Here is a 21,236-nt window from a genome sequence, read left to right on the forward strand (position 1 = left end):
AACTATGACAGAGAGCGAAGTCAGCGTCGCTGAGGTGGCCGACCTTGCCGAGGGTCTGCACCGCGCGTTGTCCAAGCTGTTCACCGTGCTCCGGCGCGGCGACAAGACCGCGGCCACCCCGGCCGACGACCTGACTCTGGCCCAACTGTCGATTCTCGTGACGCTCCTGGACCAGGGGCCGATGCGCATGACCGAACTCGCCGCTCACGAGAAGGTCCGCACCCCCACCACCACCGTGGCCATCCGTCGCCTGGAGAAATTGGGGCTGGTGAAACGCACCCGCGACCCCTCGGATCTGCGCGCGGTGCTGGTGGAGATCACCCCGAAGGGTCACGCCGAACACCGCGAGGCGCTCACCAATCGGTATGCCGCACTGGCCGCGATGCTGCGGGGCCTCAGCCCCGACGAACTGGGCGTGCTGCACCGGGCTCTGGAACCGCTGGAGAAGCTGGCCACCAACAAGACCGTCACCGAGACCAACCGGCTTCGCTAACCGAGCCAGTCCAGCACCGCGGCCGCCGTCCACGACTGCTGCATACTGCCCAGCGGTTCGCCGGTGAACGGTTCGTAGTACTCGGCGAACGTGCCGTCGCTGGCTTGACGTAAACCCTCGCGGCGCAAGCTGTTCGAGCGTTCAGCCCAACCCCTCCTGGCGAAGCACCACGCGAACAACCACGTCAGCACCGGCCACACCGGGCCCCGCCAGTACTCCCTGGGCCGGAAGTCGCGCGACACCGGTGACGTCGACGGGATGAGGGCGTACTTCAGGTCCGGATGGCCCCGGAACCGGGGACCCTCGAGCAACCGCAACAGCGACCGCTCCTTGTCGTGCGGCAGCCCGCCGCACAGCAACGGCGCGAACTGCGCCGCGGTCTCGGTGGCGATCCACCGCTGCGCGCGCACATCGTAATCCCTTGCCGCACCGGTTCTCTGGTCTGCCGTCTCGATGACGCCGGCGCGGAACCGCTCGGCCCACGCGTACAGATCACGGACGTCGGCGTGGGGACGTTTGTAGTCCTCGCCGATCTCGGCGAGCACGGTGCACGCGACCGAGAAGATGGCGGAGACGAACACGTCCTCCACGGCGAAGCTCATCACCTTCGGTAACAGCGCGTCGTCGTAGCGCGCGGCCTTCATCTCCTCGAGCAGCCACAGATAGCGGTCGTACTCGGTGTCGGACGGCCGCTGGGTGGCGTCGGTGTTGATCTTGTTGTCTTCACGTTGGTACTCCGGCACCGCGCCGGGAATCACGTTGGCGTAGGCTGCATCCCACCGCGGCGAGTTGTCCATCCCCGATTCCCAACCGTGGTACAGGGTGATGCGGCCGTGCTCGTCCTGATCGCGTGCCTCGGCCAGCCACCGGTGCCAGCGCACCAGGTCCGACCACCGGCGGTCCAGGAATGCCTCGGCCACCGCGCGGGTCGAGCGGCCGCGGGTCCTGGCGTGATCGAGGATGCGTTGCACCGCGATCGCGTGCACGGGTGGCTGGGTGATCCCGGAGGTGTGCCGGCTGCGTGGGGCGGTGGTGGCCAACGCCGAGCACGCCCACCGGGCCGGGCCGGGAAAGTATCCGTCGACCCCATTGGCGAAGACGATGTGCGGGATCATGCCGTTGGTCCACTGCGCCGACAGCAGTGTGTCCAGTTCCACCACCGCCCGCTCCACCGACAACGGCGCCAGACCGACGGCGACGAACGCCGCGTCCCAGCTCCACATGTGCGGATACAGCAGAGGGGCCGCCGTCGTCATCACCCCGAGGTCATTGCCGCGCAGCAGATAGGCGGCGCGGGCCGCGAGCTGCGTCGGCGCGAAGCTGGGGTCGGGTGCCACGGGTCCATTCTGCGACCCCCGCGCCGAGGGCGCTCGTTAAGGTGGGCCTCATGCCTTCTGCGCTCATCACCGGCGCCTCCCGCGGCCTGGGCGCCGCGATCGCCGACGCCCTCGCGCCCACGCACACCCTGCTGCTGGCCGGGCGCCCCTCCGCCGAGCTGGACGCCGTGGCCGCCCGGCACGGCGCCACCACCTGGCCGCTGGACCTCACCGACGAGGAGTCCCTCGAAGCCAGCAGTGAGGTGTTGGCCGAGCTGGACGTGCTGGTGCACAACGCGGGCGTGATGTACCCGGGGCGGGTCGGCGAAACCAGCGTCGACGAGTGGCGGGCCACCTTCGAGGTGAATGTGGTTGGCGCCGTTGGCCTGACGCTGGCGCTGCTACCCGCGTTGCGGGCCGCCGGCGGCCAGGTGATCTTCATCAACTCCGGATCCGGGCGCAATGTCTCTGCGGGTATGGCGTCCTACTCGGCGAGCAAGTTCGCGTTGCGGGCGTTCGCCGATTCGTTGCGTGCCGACGAACCCGGACTGCGGGTGACCTCGATCCACCCCGGCCGGGTGGACACCGACATGCAGCGCGACCTGGTCGGCTACCAGGGCGGCGAGTACGACCCTTCGAGATTCCTGCGACCGGAGACCGTGGCGCAGGTGGTGGCGCAGGTGGTGGCCACCCCGCCCGACGGGCACATGCACGAGGTGGTGCTCAGGCCTCGGTGAGCGCGAAGCCGATCGCCCTCAGCTGGGCGCGCATCAGCTTCTCCTGGTAAGAGGCGGGCAGCCGCTTCGGGAACAGCTGAGCGTGCACCGACAATCCATCGATCGCCGCGATGAGCAACTCGGCGATGTCGGCATCGGGGAGGTCACTGTTCAGCTGCCCGACGCTGCGCACCCCGGCCACCAGGACGCGGAGGTCGGCGAGCAGCTCCTCGGCGGCCTCGCGTTGGAACTCGCGCAGCGCGGGGTTGGAAAGCGCCCGGGGCCAGAAGGTGATCTCCATCGTGGTCTCGACGCGCCGGTCGGCATCCAGGGGGAGGTTCTGCATCAGCATCGCCCAGAGCCGGCCGAACTCGTCCTTGCCGCGCATGCTGTTCTCCACCCGGTCGCGGAATTCGCGGTGGGTCCTGACGAGGATCGACCGCAGGATGTCGTCCTTGTCCTGGAAGTAGTGGCTCAGGACGCCGTTGGAGTAGCCGGATTCGTGCGCTATCGCGCGGGTGGTGGTGTTGTCGAGGCCGACGCTGTCGATCACGCGGATCGCGGCACGCAGGATTTCTTCCCGGCGTTCGTCGTGGTCGACGATCTTCGGCATCACGTCCCCTTGCTGATCGGCTATGCCGAGTTTAGGGGTTGTCGAGATCGGGTGATCACAGCGCACCGTCACCGGCGCGCCCGACTGTCACCCAGGGTAGTGCAACCCGTTGTGGCTCAGTACCTTTCACTGCCCGTAGGCAAGGCGCGCGGCCTGTGCACCTACGGCTTCGAGGTCGTTGTCGGTCAGTAGCGCAGGCGCGCCCAGGCTGTGGGCGGCCAGATAGACGTCGCACAGCCACTCGAGCAGGCAGGCGTGTTCAACGGCCTCCCCGAGGGAAGGGGCGCTGCTGACCGCGCCGTGGTTGCGCATGAGCACCGTGCTGAATCCGCCGGCGATGGCACTGCCGACCGCCTCGGCGAGTTCATCGGAGCCGAACAGCAGGTAGGGCACCGTCGGCACCCGGCCACCGAGCCGGCGAAGGTTGTAGTGCACCAACGGCATCTGGTCACGGACCAGACCGACCGCCACCGAACTGCGACCGTGGGTGTGCACCACAGCGCGCGCTGCGTTGCGCGCGTAGATCCCCAGATGCAGGCCCGTCTCCGACGAGGGCCGGGCGCCCTCGAGTACGCGGCCGTGGAGCGAGAGCACCGCGATGTCCTCGGCTTGAGCGCTTTCGAGCCGCAATCCGGACCGGGTGATCAGCACGTGTTCGTCGGTGCGGATGCTGACGTTACCGGCCCCGGCGAGCGCCACGCCGTGGCCGGCCAGTTCGCGGCAGTGCGCGGCAACGTCGCTGCGCAACGCCTGGAGGTCGGTGGACGATTCCATGGGTGCTCGCTAACGGTGCGGGTGACGCTCGCGCAGCGCGCCGAATGCGCCGTCGAGACCGGTGAGCGCCATGTCGAGGTCGTCGTCGGTCATCGCCGCGGAGACGAACCAGTTGTGTTTCGGATGCACGTAGACGCCGCGAGCCTGAGCCTCGGCGCTGAACGCGGTGGCCAGCTCGTAGTCGGTATCGTTGGCGAACAACAGATTCGGCATCTGCGCGGGTCCGGTGTAGTGGATTTCGAACCCCCACCTCGTCGCACTGTCGGCGATACCCGTACTCAGCTGCAGCCCGAGTGCGCGCATACGGGCCACCGCGTTGCGGCTGCCCAGCTCGGTGATGGTCGCCAGGCCCGCGGCCATGGCCACCGCCCCCATCCAGAAGGAGCCGGTCACAAAAATGCTGCCTGCCGCGTCCCGGTAGCGATCGGTTCCGGTGACCGCCGCCAGCGGGTATCCGTTCGCGATCGCCTTGCTCCACGGGGTCAGATCCGGTTGCACGCCGAGCGGCTCCCAGCTTCCGCCGTGGTGCATCCGGAAACCGGCACGCACGTCGTCGAGGATCAGCGCCGCTCCGATGGCGTCGCAGTAGGCCCTGACCTCGCGTGCGAACGACGGGTCGACCAGTTCCTGGTCGAAGCCGGCATCGTGGCGGAACGGGCTGACGATGATCGCGGCGATGTCATCGGCTTTCTCCCCGACCGCCGCGCGGATCGATGCGATGTCGTTGTAGTCGTACTCCAGCAGATTGGCGCGGTCCTCCGCGGTGACGCCGGACGGAAAAGGCGTGCACCACGGTGCGGCACCGTGATACGCGCCCGTGGCCACGAGAATGATCTTGCGGTTGGTGTGGGCGCGGGCGATGGTGCAGCACATGGTGGTGGCATCGGTACCGTTCTTGGCGAACATCACCCAGTCCGCGTGAGCGACGGTCCGCACCATGGTCTCGGCCAGTTCGACCATGACCGGCGCAGCGCCGTTGACGCAATCCCCCTGTCGCCGTTGCTGTTCGGCAGCGTCCTCCACCGCCGGATCCTGGTGACCGAGCACCACCGGTCCCCAGCTGCACATCAGATCGACGTACTCGTTGCCGTCGACATCCCATAGGCGCGCGCCACGCGAACGGGCGATGTACTGCGGAATCGCCGGAAAGGCACGCATGTCGAGGTGCCCGTACATCCCGTTCGGCACCACGACGCCCGCACGGCGGCGCAACTCGCTGTCGACGCTGCGGTGTCGCAGGTCAGTGGTCAGGCCGAGATCGGTGGTCACAGTGTTCTCCTTCTCGAATGAAAAACTTGGCTCAAGCGTCGAGCACGACGCCGGTGCGGGTCGCGACGTGCTGGTCCACGTGCTCGCGGATGCGACTTGCGGCAGTGGGCTCGGCATCGGCGATGACCCGCAGCACGCCGTCGAGGTCCTCGATGCCGGCGTCGGAACCCAGGCCGGTCGCCACCAAAGCTCCGCAGGCACAACCGATCAGCGCGGCATCGGCGGGTGCACACCCCACCAGCAGTCCGGCGATCATGCCTGCGTTGAAAGAATCACCGCATCCGGTGGTGTCGACGACGGTGGTGGGCAACGCGGGCACCGTCACCGGCGCGACGTCGGGTTGCACGATGACGGCACCGTGGGCACCAACCGTGACGGCGACGGCGCCGACCCCGAGCGTGAGCAGGCTCTGCGCCGCGGCGACGAGATCGTCGATCCCGGTCAGTCCGCGCAGCTGCTGATCGTTGGGCATGAACCAGTCGACCAGCGGCAGCATCGGAGCCAGCAGACTCAGCGTCTCCGGTTTACCGGGATACAGCAGGTCCATGTAGGTGGGTGTGCCCGCCGCATGGATGGCTTCGAAAAGCGTCAGCCCCTCGGAATCCAGAAGCAGCGGAGTGGTTTCCGGGCCGCCGAACAGGACGGCATCGGCGGCCAGCAGGGCGGCTCGGTCGAGGTCAGCGGCCCCCAGGGTTGCCATGGCGCCCGGCACGTGCAGGGCCGGCCGCTCCCCGTTGGGCCGGATCGGCAGGATGGTCGACGAGGTGACCGCACCCGGGCGTGCAACCAGGCCGGTGGTGTCGACGCCGTGGACCTGCAGCTGCATGCCGAGCAGACGGCCGAGGAGGTCGTCGCCGATGGCGCCGAGCGAGGACACCGAGCACCCCAGCTTGGCCAGGTCGACGGCCGCGCCGCCGCCGGTTCCGGCCACTGTCACGCGGATCTCGTCGAGGACGACGCTGCCCTGGCCGGCCGGGATGCTCGCCACGGGCCGGCCGAGGATGTCCACGATGTGCGGGCCCAGCACGGCGACCTTGCCCAAAGTGTTTCTGGGAGAGGTGTTGTCGACCATTCGGCTACGGCTGACTGTGTGGCGCCGGCACGGGATCGAAGTCCACGACCACATCCCGCCGCTTGCGGTAGACAAGGAAACCGGCCAGGAAGGCCAGGGGGATCAGCCACGGAAGCAGGTTCGGGATCACGTCCTCCGTGCCCGTGAGCACCGAGTAGTTGGCAATGATCAAACCGGTGGCGGTCAACAGTCCCAGCGCGCCGATTGCCGGGGCCACCAACGTCTTCCACAGATGGCCGTCCTTGCGCCGACGGAAGAACACCACCACGGTCACGGCAACCACGCCCTGCATGGCGACGATGCCGACGGTGAACAGTCCACCCAGGCTGGTGTACACCCCGAGGTAGGGATCGGCGCCGACGGCCACGAACACGACGAGCAGGACGGCCGTCAGGATCGACATGGCCTCGCTGGCCCGCGCGGGGCCCTGATAGCGAGGGTGCAGGGATCCCAACACTTTCGGCATCGTTCCCTGGGTTCCCATGGTCTGCAGATAGCGGGTGGTCGCGTTGTGCAGCGCCACCAGCGACGCGAGCAGACTGGTGCAGAAGAAGATCTGCATCATGGCGGTGAGCCAGTCACCGCCCTGCTCGCCCGACAGCACGAACAGCAGATCTCCCTGCGCCTCTTCAGTGACGGGCACGATCTGACCGACGCCCACCGAGCCGACGATGAGCCACACCGTGAAGAAGTAGAACGCCGAGATAACCCCGACGCACAGGTAGATCGCACGCGGTACCGTCTTACCCGGATTACGGGCCTCGTTGGCGTAGATGACCGCCGACTCGATGCCGATGAACGATGTGAACGCGATCATCAGTGCCGGCCCGATGCTGCCCGAGAACACCTGCTCGGGCGCGAAGATCTCCGTGGGCAGCGCGGACAACCCGCTGTGCGCCAGGATCAAGATGTCGAGTATGACCAGCATCGCGAACTCGGCGAGAATCAGGATCAGCAGCACTTTCGCGCTCAGATCAGCGGCATGCCGGCCCAGCAACCCGACTATGAGCAGTGCGACCACCGAATAAACCCACCACGGCAGGTCCACACCGTAGTCCAGGGCGATGACGTCGACGAAATAGCCTGCGGCGGCGGTGATTGCGATGGTGCCGGAGCCGTAGGCCAGCGTGGTCGCATAGGCCGCACCCAATCCGGCACCCGGCCCGAAGCCGGCGTGGACGTAGCGGGCGAACCCGCCACCACCGGGCACCGCCCGGTTGATGGCCACATAGCCGGCCGCGAAGCAGCCCAGCACCAGGCCCGCCACCAGGAAGATGATGGGCAGCCCGGCGCCATTTCCAAGCGTGAACCCGATCGGGGTGTTGCCGATCATCGATCCCAACGGCGCGGCGCAGGCGACCACGAGAAGCGATACCTTGATCGGCCCCATGTTGGCCTTGAACTGCGCCGTCCCCGGGTTCGGGTCCGTCGATGAGGCCTGAGCGGCAGCGTCCGGTGCGGATCTTGACATATGTTGTCTCCCAGTGGAACTCACGGTACATGGGCAGGGGCGGCAATGGATGCGATCTCATCACCGAACGACCGCCATCGTGGCGGCAGCCTGAACAAGGCGGGTGACACGCGCACCCGTCAGGTCCGGTCGCTCAACGCTGACGACGTGGACCCGCCGGATCGACCCCGATGAACTGGGCCGCAACCGTGAAAGTTACTTTAGACGGACGTCCGAAATAGAACAACAGTTGGTTTGATTTGTAACCTGGGCGCAACGCGGGCGCTCAGGAACCGCGGCGAGCGCTCACCTTTGTACGCCTGGAACGGCGTGTCGACGTACAGACACGCGCGCTCGGCCTTGATGGGAGTGGCCGCGCTGGGGGTCAGTGGAGCAGGGCGTGGGCCGCGGTCTCGATCTCGCTTTCCGACAGCAGGATCGTCAGCGCGGCGTCGCCGAGCGGGATGAAGCTGTCGGCGCCGGCCACCCGGGACATCCGCCCGGTGAAACCGCCCTCGACGAGCGCGGACAGGATGCCCTCCCCCACGCCCCCGGTGTGACGGGTCTCGTCGACCACCAGGACCCGCCCGGTGGCCCGCGCCTCGCGCAGCATGTCCGACACCGGAAGGGGTGCCAGCCACCGCAGGTCCACGACGCGGGGCGCGATACCGGCCTCCTCGAGCCGGCGGGCCACCCGCAGACTCATCCGCAGCCCGTTGCCGAAGGTGAGGATGGTCAGGTCTGCGCCATCGCCATAGGTGCGGGCCCGGCCCACCCCGGCGTCGCCGATACCGCCGGGATAGGTGGCCAGCCAGCCGCCGTCACCGTCGTCGTACAGATCCTTGGTGTGGTACAGCGCAATTGGCTCCAGGTACACGCAGACGGCACCGGCCCGTTCGGCAGCGGCGACACACGCGTGCATCATGGCCGCGGCGTCGTCGGGGCGCGCCGGTGAGGCGATGATGACGCCGGGGATGTCACGGATGGCCGCAATGGAATTGTCGTTGTGGAAGTGCCCGCCGAAACCCTTCTGGTAGGCGTAGCCGGCCACCCGGACCACCATCGGATTGCGGTACTGCCGGTTGGAGAAGAACTGCAGCGTCGCGCCCTCCCCGCGGATCTGGTCGGCCGCGTTGTGCAGGTAGGCCAGGTACTGGATCTCCGGGATGGGCAGCAGCCCGGAGACCCCCGCACCGAGAGCCAGTCCGAGGATGGCCTGCTCGTCGAGCACGGTGTCGAAGACACGGGCCGGGCCGGCCTTGCCCAGCAGGCCCCGGGTGACGCCGTACACGCCGCCCTTGCGGGCGACGTCCTCGCCGAAGATCAGGGCGCCCGGATGGGTGGCCAGCACGTCCTGCAGCGCACGGTTGACGGCCAGGGCCACGGTCAGCGGCGTGTCCTCGGCACCGGAGTGCGCGGTGGTGGACGGGTCGGCGGTGGTGACGCGAACGGCCTCGTCCAGGGTGGCCTCCAGCGGTTCCATCACCGCCTTGGCCGAATCCAGGGTGGCGAGTTCGCTGACCTGCGTGGCGATCTCGATGACCTCGGTGCGCGTGGCCTCGTACCGCTGCAGTGCCTGCTCGGGGGTGAACACACCGGCATCCACGAGCAGTCGAGCGGTGGTCAGCACCGGGTCCGCGGCGTAGTCGGCGGTGATCTCCTCGGGCCTGCGGTAGGCCTGTTCGTAATCGGTGCCGGCGTGGCCCATCAACCGGACGGTGCGCAGGTGCAGGAACGCGGGCTTGCGATTGGCCCGCACCCACGCCGCCGCCTGGGTCGCCGCGTCGAACGCCGACGGGAGATCACAACCGTCACCGTGGAAGTACTGCAGCCCGGGGCGGTGGGCGTAGGTGTTGGCGATCCAGCCACGCGGTGTCTTGACGCTGATACCGATCCCGTTGTCCTCGCAGACGAACAGCAACGGCATCGGCAGACCTTGATAGGCCGCCTGCAGTGCGGTGTTGATGGCTCCCACGGCCGTTGAGTGATTGGCCGAGGCATCACCGAAGCTGCACACCGCCACGGCATCGGCCGGCCACGGGCTGTCCACGCCCAGCTTGCGGGCGCGGGCGATGGAGAACGCCACGCCCACCGCCCGCGGCAGGTGGGAGCTGATGGTGGAGGTCTGCGGGATGATGTTCAGGTCGTGACGGCCGAAGACCTTGTGACGGCCACCGGAGATCGGCTCCTCGGTGGCCGCGACCAGACCGAGCAGCACGTCGCGGACCGGGTCGCTGCCGTCGACCTGTTGTGCGCGCGCCACGTAGAAACCACCCGAACGGTAGTGCAGCAGAGCCGGATCCGTGGGCCGCAGCGCCGCCGCCACCGCGGCATTGCCCTCGTGACCCGACGACCCGATGGTGTAGAAGCCCCTGTCCCGGCCACGTAACCAGCGCGCCGCCAGGTCGAGGTGCCGGCTGGCCAGCTGGGCGTCGTACAGCGCCGTCGCCTGGTGCACCGTGAGCGCCGACCCGGGCCGGACCGGATCCGAGCCGGCCGGCCGCGGTGCGGTTCTGTGCCACCCGGGGACCGTGGTGGTGAAGTACTCGTCGACGGGCAGTGCCATCGGTCCTCCTCGGCTTGTCTGTCCGGGCGTGGGCTCAGCGGAACGCGGGACTGCCGGTGAGCGCCTGCCCGATGACCAAGGTATGCATCTCGGAGGTGCCTTCGTAGGTCAATACCGATTCCAGGTTGTTGGCGTGCCGCATCACCGGATATTCCGAGGTGATACCGCTGGCACCCAGGATGGTGCGCGCCTCCCGCGCGATGGCCAGCGCCTCCCGGACGTTGTTGAGCTTGCCGAGGCTGACCTGCTGGCTGGCCAGCCCCCCGCCGTCCTTCATCCGGCCCAGGTGCAGGGCCAGCAACAGGCCCTTGCCGTACTCCAGGGTCATGTTCGCGAGTTTGGCCTGGGTGAGCTGGAATTCGGCGATCGACTTGCCGAACTGTTTGCGCGAGCGCGAGTAGTCCAGTGCCGTCTCCAGGCAGTCCCTGGCGGCGCCGAGTGCGCCGAACACGATGCCGAAGCGGGCCTCGTTGAGGCAGCTCAGCGGGGCACCGAGGCTGGTGGCCCCGGGCAGGCGGGCGGACTCCGGGAGACGGACGTTGTCGAGCACCAGTTCGCTGGTGACCGAGGCACGCAACGACATCTTCTTCTTGATGGTGTGCGCGCTGAAACCGGGGGTGTCGGTGGGTACCGCGAACCCGCGGACCCCGTCGTCGGTGCGGGCCCACACCACGGCCACGTCGGCCACCGACCCGTTGGTGATCCACATCTTGGTGCCGCTGAGGATCCAGTCGTCGCCGGACCGTGTTGCGCGGGTGCGCATTCCGGCGGGGTCGGAACCGTGGTCGGGTTCGGTGAGCCCGAAACAGCCGATCGCACGCCCGGCGGCCATGTCCGGCAGCCAGCGCTGCTTCTGTTCCTCACTGCCGTACCGGTGGATGGCGAACATGGCCAGCGAGCCCTGCACACTGACCAGTGAACGCAGCCCGGAATCACCGGCTTCCAGTTCCAGGCAGGCCAGGCCGTACGCGGTGGCCGACGTGCCGGCGCAGCCGTAACCCTGCAGGTGCATGCCGAGCAGCCCCAGCTCGCCGAGTTCGACGGCGAGGTCGCGCACCGGCAGTTCGCCGTCTTCGTACCAGGTGGCGATATCAGGGGCGATGCGCTGTTTGACCATGGTGCGCACCGCCTCGCGGATCTGACGCTCCTCCTCGTCGAGGAGGCCGTCGATCCCGAAGAGGGTGTCGGGGGCGGCGGGTTCGGGAAGGCGGGACATAACGGGATCTCCTAGGTGTCAGCAGCAGCCGGTGGCCGGTGCTTGCGGCTGGGTGGCGGATGAGGGCAGGTGGCGCCAGGTGACGCCCTGGCTGGGTGGCGGGGTCTGCTGGCTGCGGGTCTTGACCAGCGGTTCGCCGTCGACCAGCACGGTGGCGATGCCCGGCAGGTCACCGGTGGCAAAACACTCCAGCCCGTCGCGGGCGCCGGAGCCCGTGATCGGGCCCAGCACAAGCAGATCGGCGGGCATGCCCACGGCCACGCGCCCGGTGTTCAGTCCGTGGGCGGCGGCGGTCTGACCGGTGGCCGCGGCCACGGCCGCCACCGGGTCCACTCCGCAGACCGAGGCCAACAGGCAGATGGTGCGCAGCATCCCGCGCGGGATCACCCCGGTGCCACCGGGGGTGTCGGTGCCCAGGGTCAGCCGGTCGAGGCGCCCGCGTCGCTGCAGTTCCTCGGCCACCAGCTTCGTCACGCGGTAGTTCATCGAGGCGCAGATCTCGAAGTGCGCGGTGTCCAGTCCGTCGATGATCGCGATGATGTCGTCGTCCGGGGCGGGGATGGGGCCGCCGGAGATGTGGCCCACGATGTCGGGACGCACGGCAAGCACCACCTCCCGGCCGGCGGGCCGGCTCGAGCCCGAGCGGGACACCCCGCCGGAGTGCATCTTGACCGTCATCCCGCGTTCGTGGGCCCAGCTGACGTAGCGCTGAGCTTCGCCGTCGCCCAACAGGTTCCAGTTGTAGAAGATGAACTTCAGCTGGTCGATGCCTTCACGTGCCGCCCGGTCGAAATGCTCTTCGGTCATGCCCGGCACCAGCAGCACGGTGCCGGCGTTGACCTTGACACCGGAGGGACGCATCCGCCCGGTGGTGTGCTTGGAGGTGATGGCGATGCTGAGCACGAGCTCGGGGGTCAGCTCGTCGAAAGCCAGTCCGGGGATGTGCAATTCGCCCGCCGACACCATCGAGGTGGTGCCACCCTGCAGATAGTTGCCGATCCAGCCGATGGAGTCCTGCGCCGGCGTCCACTCCCCGAACGTGGGATGGACGTGCCCGTCGACGAGTCCGGGCATGACCGTCAGCCCGCCCGCGGAGAGCACCTGGTCCGGAGCCGGATGGTCTGCGCCGATACCGGCGATCACCCCGTCCTGGATCACGAGTGTGGTGTCGCGGACGGGTGCCACAGCGGCATCGCCGTGCACCAACAGTCCGATGTCTTCGATCAGCAGAGTCGTCAAGCCGGCCTCCCAAAATTGGATCCGATATACAGTAACGCACTCACCCGGTGACGGTGGGGTGAACCCGGTTCCACACCGCCGGGACCGCGAACACCACCAGCACCACCACCGCGGCGCCCAGGAGATTCATCCCCAACCGCACCCCGCCCTCATACCACGGGAACACGTGCGGGAACTCGCTGATGACCAACAGCACCGGGGGCCCGGTGACCGCCCACCAGGTGTAGTTGACCGGCCGCAGCGCCATGGCCGTGGTGAACAGCACGACCGTGACGGCCAGCACCACGGCCACCGGCAGATGCGTCCCCAACAGCACCGCGGCGATGACAGTACCCACGGTGTTACCCGAAAGACGCTGCGCCAGGCGAACTCCCGTCTGCTCCGCGCCCGGCTGAATGGTGAGCACGACACATGTGACCAACCAGTGCGCGCCGACAGCCCCGGTGGGCAGCACGGCCGCCAGCGCGAAGGCGCCGGTGATGGCGACGGCCACCGCGGCGCCGACCCGCGCGGCGTGCGCATGGCGCCGCCCATCGGCGGCGGCCGGACTGTCGATGCCGGCCGGCAGCCGGCGACGCAACACCACCCACACACTCCAGGCCAGCGGCACCGCGACGGCGCCCACCAGATAGGCCGGCACCTCGGCCCAGCCGGCGGGCGCGCCGTGGAACCCCCCGGTGTCGACGGCGATCAGCACCACGGCCAGCGCCGCGGTGGGACCGACCAACCGCAGGAACGCCCCGATGACCGCGGCGGCCACCGTGGCGACGGCCAGCGCCGTCTGGTGGCCGCCCGTGAGTACCACCGCCACGGCCCCGCCCGATACACAGAGTGCCCGCGCACACACCGTCGCGGCCATGGCGCGCAACGACTCCGGCAGTGTGGGCACCGCGGTCAGCACGAATCCCAGTCCGATGGCCGACCCGAACTCAGCGTGTCCGGCCCACGCGGGCAGCGCCAGCCCGGCCCCCAGCGCCGCCCCGAGGGCGGCGGCCATCCCCCAGCGGCTCCGGCCCACCGGGCGCAACAGCTCGGCGGGCCGGTAGGGCGCCCAGCGGCTCACTCGTCCGGTGGTGTCGCCGCGTCCAACACCGCAGCTACGATGCCCTGGTAGCCGGTGCACCGGCAGATGTTGCCGGACAACGCCTCTCGCACCGATTCCTCGGTGAGCGGCTTTTCGGCGTCGGTGTCGCGCAGTAGTTCCAGCGACGTGACCAGGAACCCCGGCGTGCAGAACCCGCACTGCAGGCCCCCGTTGTCGCGCATGCACGCGCGCAGCCGCGGTGTCTCCTCGAAGTGGTCGAGCCCCTCCACGGTGCGCACCGACATCCCGTCGACCTGTACGGCCAGCGTCAGACAGGCGCGGGCGCTGCGCTCCTCGATGAACACCGAGCAAGCGCCGCACACCCCGTGCTCACAGCCCAGATGTGTTCCGGTCAAACCCAACTCGTCGCGCAGGAAATCGGCGAGCGTCATCCGCGGCGGTACCGAGCGACGGAACAAACGGCCGTTGACGGTCACCGAGATGGTGGGTCCCTCAGTGTCGGACATCGGTGAGCTCCTCCTGTCGCGCCCGGCCCTCGGCAGCGGTCAGCGCTTCCGCCAGGGCGGCGGCGCACAACCTCTGGGCGTAGTCGCGGTCGTCGGCGGCGGGGTCGGTCTGGGCCGCCCAGGTGTGCGCGAGCTCCTCCCACAGTGCGGTACTGGGACGCGCGGCAGGTGTCTCGGTGAACAGCAACGGCCGGTCGGCGGCAGACAGCACGGCCGCACGGACCTGCTGCACCCGGCCGTCGGCGTCCAAGGTCACCACCACGCCGGCACCGGCGAGGCCGTAATCACCGTGCTGATGGGCATATTCGACAAATCCCCAGCCCTGCTCGGGCCGGATGGCAGGAACGGAGATCCAGGTCAGCATCTCGTGCGGCTCGAGGGCGTTCTCGTAGAACGACACGAACATGTCCTCGGCCGGCACCTGCCGCCGGCCGGTGACCGCCGACTCGACGTGGAACGTGGCATCCAGCACCAGTGTGGCCAGGGGCATCTCGGCGGCGGGATCGGCATGGGCGATCGAACCGCCGATGGTGCCACGGTTGCGGATCCCGATGTGGCCGATGTATCCCGCGGCGTCGGCCAGCAGCGGCGCCCGGGCGGCGATCAGCGGATCGGTCTCGACGGTGCGGTGAGTCACCAGCGTGCCGACCACCAGCGTGTCCTCGTCATCGAAGACTCGGTCCAGCTCGGTCAACCGGCCGATGTCGATCACCAGCGTGGGCCGCGCCAGGCGCAGGTTCATCAAGGTCAGCAGCGACTGGCCACCGGCGAGCAGTTTCGCCTCCGGGTGATCCCGCAGCAGCTCGAGCGTTTCGGACACGGAAGCCGGCCGTATGTAGTCGAATTCGGCGGGTTTCACGACGCCACTCCCGCCAGCGCACGGCACAGGTCACCGGTGGAGATGGGTGTGGTGGCGGTGTGCACCGTGTTGCCCAGCGCGTCGTCGACCGCGCCCGCCAGCGCCGCGTACACCGCGATGGTGCCGCTCTCGCCGGCACCGCGCACCCCGATCGGGTTGACCGGGGTGTCGGCGTGCAGGTGGTTGACCCTCACGGCCGGCACGTCAGTGGTCAGCGGCAGATGGTAGGCGGCGAACGTCGTCGACAGCGGCTCTCCTTTGCCGCTGTAGCCCCAGTGCTCGAAGAGCGCGCCGCCGATGCCCTGGGCCACCCCACCGATGACCTGTCCCTCGACGATCTTCGGGTTGATCTCACGGCCACCCTCATGAGAGACGGCGTAGCGCAACACTTTCACGATGCCGGTGCGGCGGTGTACGCCGACGATCACCGCGTGCACGCCCATGGTCCACGTGACGGTCTTGGTGCGGTAGACGGAGGTGACGTCCAACGCGCCGCTGCCCTCGTCCGCGCCGGAAGCCGCCAGCTCCATCCAGGACAGTGCACGGCCGCCACCGTGGAACGCGCCGTCCCGGTACTCGGTCGACGACGTGCCCAGCAGCGTCGCGGCACGCTCCCTGGCCAGCTCGGTCAGCGCTTGGGCGGCCTGGTGGACTGCCGAACCGGCAAGAACCGCGGACCGGCTGGCGAACGTGCCGATCCCGTCGGGCAGGCGCTCGGTGTCCGACGGCAGGTACAGCACCCGGTCCATCGGGACACCGAGCGCGTCGGCGGCCACCTGGGCGAACACCGTCTCGTGCCCCTGGCCCGCCGCCGCGGCACCGGCGGTGACCTCGAAGCCACCGTCGGGCAGGACGCGGATCCGCGCGGTCTCGTGGGGGCCGCGGCCGGTCGCCTCCAGGTAGGAGGCCACGCCGTAGCCGATGCGGTGGTCCGGATACTGCGACTCGCAGGCGTGCACCTCACTGCGCGGCAAGGCCTCGACCACCGAGTCCAGGCAGGCGCGGTAGTCGGCACCGTCGTAGGCGATGGGCACCCCGTCCCGGTACGGGATGGGCCGCGGATACGGCATGTCGCTGTCGGTCAACAGGTTTCGGCGGCGAATCTGTTCGCCGGTCAGCCCCAGCGCCACGGCAGCCGCATCCAGTGCGCGTTCCAGGGCGAAGGTGGCCTCCGGCCGGCCGGCCCCGCGGTACTGCGCCACCAGCGTCTTGTTGGTCACCGCGGCGCGGCCCCGGATCCGGGCGGCGGGGATCCGGTACGGGCCCAGCAGGTGGATCGCCGTGTTCGCCACGATACCCGCCACCCACAGGCTGCCCGCGCCGACGTCGACCACAAAATCGTCCTCCCAGCACAGGATCCGGCCGTCGGCGTCCACCGCGAGCCGGGTGTGGTGCAGCTGATCGCGCGCCTGGGCGCTGGCCACCAGATGTTCCTGGCGGTCCTCCACCCAGATCAGCCGGCCTTCGGTGCGGCGGGCGAGGATGGCCACGACGATCTCTTCGCCGTAGACGTTGGCCTTGGTGCCGAAACCGCCACCGACATCGGGCACCACGACCTTGATCTCCTGGCGTGACCAACCGGTGACCCCGCAGACGGCGTTGCGCACCATGTGCGGCACCTGCGTGGAGGTCATCAGCTCCACCTGACCGCGCCGGGGGTCGTACTCGGCGCGCGCGCCGCGGCACTCCAGCGGTACCGCCCCGTGCCGGTTCATCCGGTACGTGCCGGTGACCACGGTGTGGGCGTCGGCGGCGGCTTCGCCGAACGAGAACTCCAGCCGGGCAACTTCGTTGGAGTCCAGGTGGTCGAACAGCACCGGTGCGTCCGGCGCCAGCGCGTCCGTCGCCTCCGTGACCGCAGGCAGTTCGTCGTAGCCGACCACAACGTTCTCCACCGCGTCCTCGGCGCGGTAGCGGTCGTCGGCGATGACCACCGCCAGCGGCTGACCGACATAGTGCACCCGGTCGTGCGCCAGGATCGGAAGGCACTGCGGTGCCAGCACGCAAGACGTGGCGGCGGTGAAGTCCGGATCCGGTGTGGTCAGGGACGGGATGGGCACACCGGCCAGATCCAGATCGCCGGCGAGGTAGATGCCGAGCACCCCCGGCATCTGCTCGGCCGCGGCGCGCTCGATGCCCGTGATACGCGCGTGGGCCCGCGTGCTGCGGACGAACGCGACGTGCGCGGCACCGGCGGCGTGGTCGGCCAGGAACCGGCCCTGGCCGTGCAGCAGACGGGTGTCCTCACGGCGCGGAACCGAGTTGCCGACATAACTCCCGGCTGACTGCTGTGCACTCAATGGAGCCGCTTCTCCCACTGCCAGAGCGCGATCGAGATGGCGAACGACACCGTGATGAGCAGCATGATGGTGGCCACCATGGACGGATAGTCACCGTGGCTGTACGACTGCAGCACCACGCGGCCCAAACCCCTTCGGGTGGCGAAGAACTCCGAGAGCACCACACCCACCACGGCCAGGCTGACGGCCAGTCGGATACCGGTCAGCAGCGGCCGCCTGATGGCGGGCAGAATGATGTGCACCAGTGTCTGCCAGGAGTTGGCCCGGACCGACCGGGCGAGCTTCCAGTAGACCCGGGGAATCTCCTGCACACCGGTGGAGACGTTGATCAACACCGGGAACAAGGCGAACAGCACACCCATGACGACCTTGGAGCCCGACAGGCTGAAGATCGGCAGCAGCACCGGGTAGAGCACGATCTTCGGGATGCCGTTGAGGATGATGATCAGCGGCTCCAGCGCGGTGCGCAACCAACTGAACAGGCCCAGCGCCAGGCCCAGCGATCCGCCGATGGCGGTGCCGATGACAAACGCCAGGAACACCGACTGCGCGGTGACGCGCATGTCGAACAGATAGCTGGGATCCGAGAGGTTCTCGAACAGCACGGTGACGGTGGCGGCCGGGGACGGGATGACGAACGTCATCCCGGAGACGACCTCCCAGATGAGGACCACCAGCAGTGCCAGCAGTGCCGAGCCGACGAACTGGCTCTGCAGGATCGAGCGCAGCCGCTTCGGCCGGGCCGGCGCGCCGGCGCTTGCGCGCGGCAGTGTTGCGGTCACAGGTTCCTCCCGCGGAGTAGGACTCGTTCGATCAACGTCAGCAGGACGGTGAGCAGACCCGAGAGCACCACCACGACAACGATGTAGGCGAACATCAGCTCGTTGTCGAAGATCTCGTACAGATAGCGGATGCGGTAGCCGAGACCGGCCTGAGCCGTGGTGAACTCCATGGCGATACTGCCGATCAGGGCGTACACCACCGCCAGGCGTAACCCGGCGACGATGAACGGTCCCGCGGCGGGAATGGCGATGGCGAACAGTGTCTGGCGCGGCGAGGCTTTCAGCGACCGTGCCAGCTTCATGTACACCGGCGGCATCGATTTCAGGCCCACCGCGGTGTTCAGTGCCATCGGGATGGCGGCCATGATGGAGGCCAGGATGATCACCGAGGTGGCGTTGATACCCACCAGCACGATCATCACCGGGTAGAACAGCACCAACGGTACGGCGTAGAACGACACCAGGTACGGCTCGAACACCCGGCCCACCGTCGGCAGCTTCCAGAACAGGAGTCCGGCCAGGAAACCCAACAGGCTTCCGGCGACGATGGACACCGCGACCTCCAGGCCCGTGCGTCCCGCGTCGGTCCAGAACTGACCTTCGGTGAGCAACGGTCCCAGCTCGGCGAAGATGGTCGACGGCGCCGGCAGCACACTGGCGTTCCACATGCCCGTGGCGACACCGAGTTCGGCGATGGCCACGAACACCACCAGGATCACGATGGTGGAGAACGCGCTGACCAGGCCGCGACTGCGCCATCGTGGACGCCGGCCGGGTTCCGGCGGACCGGTCGGCGTGGGCGCGGTTTCGGCGGGCAGGTCATCCTGCGCCACAAAGGACGTGGTCACGATGTGACGCTTTCCTGCTGCTTGAATCCGCGCATCGATTCCGCCTGCAACGAGGTCCAGATCCGGTTGTGCAGTTCGTTGAACCTCGGCGTCGAGACCACCCCGGCATCGCGGCTGTCGGGCAGGTCGATGTCGACCACATCGATGATGGTGCCGGGGCGGTAGGACATCACCCACACCTGCTGTGACAGCAGGATCGCCTCGGAGATGTCATGGGTGACGAACACGATGGTCTGCTTGGTGCGCGCCCAGATCTGACGCACCTCGGCGCCGAGGAACAACCGGGTCTGCTGATCCAGCGCGGCGAACGGCTCGTCCATGAGCACCACCTCCGGCTGCACCGCCAGCGTGCGGGCCAGGGCCACCCGCTGGCGCATACCGCCGGAGAGCATCGACGGGTAGGCCTTCTCGAACCCGCCGAGGCCCACCAGTTCCACCGCGTCCTTGACGCGCTTCTGACGCTGGGCCTTCGGGACGCCGATCATCTCCATCGCGAAACCGACGTTCTCTTCGACCGTGCGCCACGGCAGGGTCGAATCCTCCTGGAAGACCACGCCGATCTTCGGGTCGGGGCCGGTGACCGGGACCCCGGCCACGCTGGCCTTTCCGGAGGTGGCCTTCTGCAGCCCGGAGATGACCGCCAGCAGCGTCGACTTCCCACAGCCGCTCGGCCCCACGATCGACACGAAACTGGCATGCGGCACTTGCTGATTCACGCTGGCGACCGCGGTGACCTTGCCACCGGGGGTGTCGAAGACGACCGATACGTCGTCCAGTTCGATGCCTTGGGGTTCCATGTCGTGAGTCTCTCTTCGATGGCGGGTCAGCGACGTCAGAACGTCGCGCGGGCGTCTTCGGGCAGGTACTGCTGATCCAGCATGGTGGACCAGTCGACCGGCTGCTCGATCTGGCCGGCCTTGACCATCAGATCGGACAGGTTGTTCAGACCGTCGGCGTCGACCTTGAGCGAGTAGGCCTTCTCCATGTCCGGGGTGGCCTCGTACGCGGCCTTCATGACCTCGGGGCTGACGCCCACCAGCGGGCCGATCTCGGCAGCGGCCTCGTCGGGGTTGCTGATCACCCATTCGTTGAGCCGCTGCGCCACCGTGAAGAACGCCTTGATGTTGTCGGGGTTGGCGTTGGCGTACTCGGCGTTGACGGCCACCAGGTCGGCGGGCAGGTCACCGAGCTCGTCGCGGGAGTTCACCAGGACCTGGGCGCCTTCACTTTGCACCTTGTCGGCGATGAACGGCTGCATCGCCCAGCCGGCGGTGATCTGGTCGGCCTTGGCGGCGGTCCAGTTGTCGCCCATACCGCCGACGGCCTGGGCCTTGACGCCCAGCTTCTCTTCGAGGCCCTTGACGATCAGCTCGGTGGACGAACCGGCGGAGCTGAAGCCCAGGGTGGCACCCTCGATGCTGCGGCCGGGAGGGCTGATCCAGGAGAAGTCGTTGACCTGGAACCACGGTGCGATCACTTTGAGGTTCGAGTTCGGCTGCTGGGCCGCCAGAAGCACCGAGCTGTTACCCGCGATCGCCATGTCGGCGTCGCCGCTGGTGACCACGCGCAGGGTGTTGCCGCCGCCGCCGCCGGAGTAGAGGTCGACCGTGAGGCCTTCCTCCTCGAACCAGCCCTTGTTGATGCCGGCCTGCAGGATCGCCATGAACGGCAGGCTGTCGACGCCGGTGGCGGAGATGCTCAGTTCTTTGGTGGCAGAACCACCTTCGGCGGATTCGCCGCCGCCGGACTGCGGTGCCTGGGACTCGTCGGCACAGGCGGACAGGCCCAGACAGAGCGCGATCACCGCGAACATGGTGGTGAGGATTTTCAGAAACGAGGACATCGGGGGCCTCCCGGATCGGTACTGAATATTGGATACAACATACGGTTGGGTGTGATCTGCGTCAATGTCAGGCGACAGTAGCGCGTAGGTCACGTGCGCCGACCGCTTTGTCGGCGCATTGTCATCACATTCGAGAGTTCAAGCCCCACAGCAATTCCCAACATCGCCACCGCTGCGGTGTATCCGCCGCTGCCGCGATGCTCTCGGATTGGGACCGGCGACACCGGGTGTTCGTGGTGCGCCTTGTCGGGGGTGGTCAGTTCGCCGTCGGCGGGCGTCAGCGCCCGCTTCAGTGGGGGCGGTGCACCGGGCACCGCGCTGCCCGGCGC

The 21,236-nt window shown here is 68.4% G+C and carries 19 protein-coding genes; 2 read left to right on the plus strand and 17 right to left on the minus strand.

Annotated elements, in window-relative coordinates; all coding sequences use genetic code 11:
- Positions 1–4 precede the first annotated feature (4 nt).
- Positions 5–493 (plus strand): MarR family winged helix-turn-helix transcriptional regulator, encoded by a 489-nt coding sequence (locus NL241_RS34450; RefSeq protein ID WP_487692024.1) that lies wholly within the window; start codon positions 5–7, stop codon positions 491–493.
- Here the strand turns inward: NL241_RS34450 and ggh are convergent.
- On the minus strand, positions 490–1,830 hold the full coding sequence (gene ggh, locus NL241_RS34455; RefSeq protein ID WP_487692025.1) for a glucosylglycerate hydrolase: 1,341 nt from the start codon (positions 1,828–1,830) through the stop codon (positions 490–492). The two genes, NL241_RS34450 and ggh, sit on opposite strands and share 4 nt — an antisense overlap.
- Positions 1,831–1,880: 50 nt before the next feature.
- Here ggh and NL241_RS34460 point away from each other — a divergent pair, with 50 nt between their 5' ends.
- On the plus strand, positions 1,881–2,546 hold the full coding sequence (locus NL241_RS34460; RefSeq protein ID WP_494396389.1) for an SDR family oxidoreductase: 666 nt from the start codon (positions 1,881–1,883) through the stop codon (positions 2,544–2,546).
- Here NL241_RS34460 and NL241_RS34465 read toward each other — a convergent pair.
- From NL241_RS34465 to NL241_RS34540, 16 genes are all read right to left on the minus strand, one after another.
- Positions 2,533–3,138: a TetR/AcrR family transcriptional regulator gene (locus tag NL241_RS34465; protein ID WP_494396390.1), complete on the minus strand. Its 606-nt coding sequence runs from the start codon at positions 3,136–3,138 to the stop codon at positions 2,533–2,535. The genes NL241_RS34460 and NL241_RS34465 overlap by 14 nt on opposite strands.
- Before the next feature lie 126 nt (positions 3,139–3,264).
- On the minus strand, positions 3,265–3,912 hold the full coding sequence (locus tag NL241_RS34470) for a class II aldolase/adducin family protein (RefSeq protein ID WP_494396391.1): 648 nt from the start codon (positions 3,910–3,912) through the stop codon (positions 3,265–3,267).
- A gap of 9 nt (positions 3,913–3,921) precedes the next feature.
- Positions 3,922–5,181: an aminotransferase class III-fold pyridoxal phosphate-dependent enzyme gene (locus NL241_RS34475; RefSeq protein WP_494396392.1), complete on the minus strand. Its 1,260-nt coding sequence runs from the start codon at positions 5,179–5,181 to the stop codon at positions 3,922–3,924.
- Between the two features lie 31 nt (positions 5,182–5,212).
- Positions 5,213–6,253, minus strand: a complete 1,041-nt coding sequence (locus NL241_RS34480; protein WP_494396393.1) for a carbohydrate kinase family protein — start codon at positions 6,251–6,253, stop codon at positions 5,213–5,215.
- A gap of 4 nt (positions 6,254–6,257) precedes the next feature.
- The gene (locus NL241_RS34485) at positions 6,258–7,724 is read right to left on the minus strand and encodes an APC family permease (RefSeq protein ID WP_494396394.1); all 1,467 of its coding nucleotides are present in this window, start codon (positions 7,722–7,724) and stop codon (positions 6,258–6,260) included.
- A 364-nt stretch (positions 7,725–8,088) separates the two neighbouring features.
- Positions 8,089–10,269, minus strand: coding sequence for a thiamine pyrophosphate-dependent enzyme (locus NL241_RS34490; RefSeq protein WP_494396395.1), 2,181 nt, complete (start codon positions 10,267–10,269; stop codon positions 8,089–8,091).
- 34 nt (positions 10,270–10,303) lie between these two features.
- On the minus strand, positions 10,304–11,485 hold the full coding sequence (locus NL241_RS34495) for an acyl-CoA dehydrogenase family protein (RefSeq protein WP_487692032.1): 1,182 nt from the start codon (positions 11,483–11,485) through the stop codon (positions 10,304–10,306).
- Positions 11,486–11,503: 18 nt separating this feature from the next.
- Entirely contained in the window at positions 11,504–12,724 is a 1,221-nt protein-coding gene (locus tag NL241_RS34500) for an amidohydrolase family protein (RefSeq protein ID WP_494396396.1), read from the minus strand.
- 40 nt (positions 12,725–12,764) lie between these two features.
- Positions 12,765–13,787 (minus strand): FUSC family protein, encoded by a 1,023-nt coding sequence (locus tag NL241_RS34505; protein ID WP_494396397.1) that lies wholly within the window; start codon positions 13,785–13,787, stop codon positions 12,765–12,767.
- The gene (locus tag NL241_RS34510) at positions 13,784–14,275 is read right to left on the minus strand and encodes a (2Fe-2S)-binding protein (RefSeq protein ID WP_487692035.1); all 492 of its coding nucleotides are present in this window, start codon (positions 14,273–14,275) and stop codon (positions 13,784–13,786) included. The genes NL241_RS34505 and NL241_RS34510 overlap by 4 nt, the downstream gene beginning before the upstream one ends.
- Positions 14,262–15,134 (minus strand): FAD binding domain-containing protein, encoded by an 873-nt coding sequence (locus tag NL241_RS34515; protein ID WP_494396398.1) that lies wholly within the window; start codon positions 15,132–15,134, stop codon positions 14,262–14,264. Before NL241_RS34515 ends, NL241_RS34510 begins: the two co-directional genes overlap by 14 nt.
- A complete protein-coding gene (locus NL241_RS34520) occupies positions 15,131–17,434 on the minus strand; it encodes a xanthine dehydrogenase family protein molybdopterin-binding subunit (protein WP_494396399.1) in 2,304 nt (767 codons plus the stop codon). The genes NL241_RS34515 and NL241_RS34520 overlap by 4 nt, the downstream gene beginning before the upstream one ends.
- Positions 17,431–18,216 (minus strand): ABC transporter permease, encoded by a 786-nt coding sequence (locus NL241_RS34525; RefSeq protein WP_487692038.1) that lies wholly within the window; start codon positions 18,214–18,216, stop codon positions 17,431–17,433. Before NL241_RS34525 ends, NL241_RS34520 begins: the two co-directional genes overlap by 4 nt.
- Positions 18,213–19,064, minus strand: coding sequence for an ABC transporter permease (locus tag NL241_RS34530; RefSeq protein ID WP_487692039.1), 852 nt, complete (start codon positions 19,062–19,064; stop codon positions 18,213–18,215). The genes NL241_RS34525 and NL241_RS34530 overlap by 4 nt, the downstream gene beginning before the upstream one ends.
- Complete coding sequence (locus NL241_RS34535; RefSeq protein WP_494396400.1) at positions 19,061–19,861, minus strand: ABC transporter ATP-binding protein; 801 nt, start codon at positions 19,859–19,861, stop codon at positions 19,061–19,063. The genes NL241_RS34530 and NL241_RS34535 overlap by 4 nt, the downstream gene beginning before the upstream one ends.
- Before the next feature lie 35 nt (positions 19,862–19,896).
- A complete protein-coding gene (locus tag NL241_RS34540; RefSeq protein ID WP_487692041.1) occupies positions 19,897–20,907 on the minus strand; it encodes an ABC transporter substrate-binding protein in 1,011 nt (336 codons plus the stop codon).
- Between the last annotated feature and the right edge of the window lie 329 nt (positions 20,908–21,236).

The sequence above is a fragment of the Mycolicibacterium sp. SMGY-1XX genome (assembly GCF_059132455.1).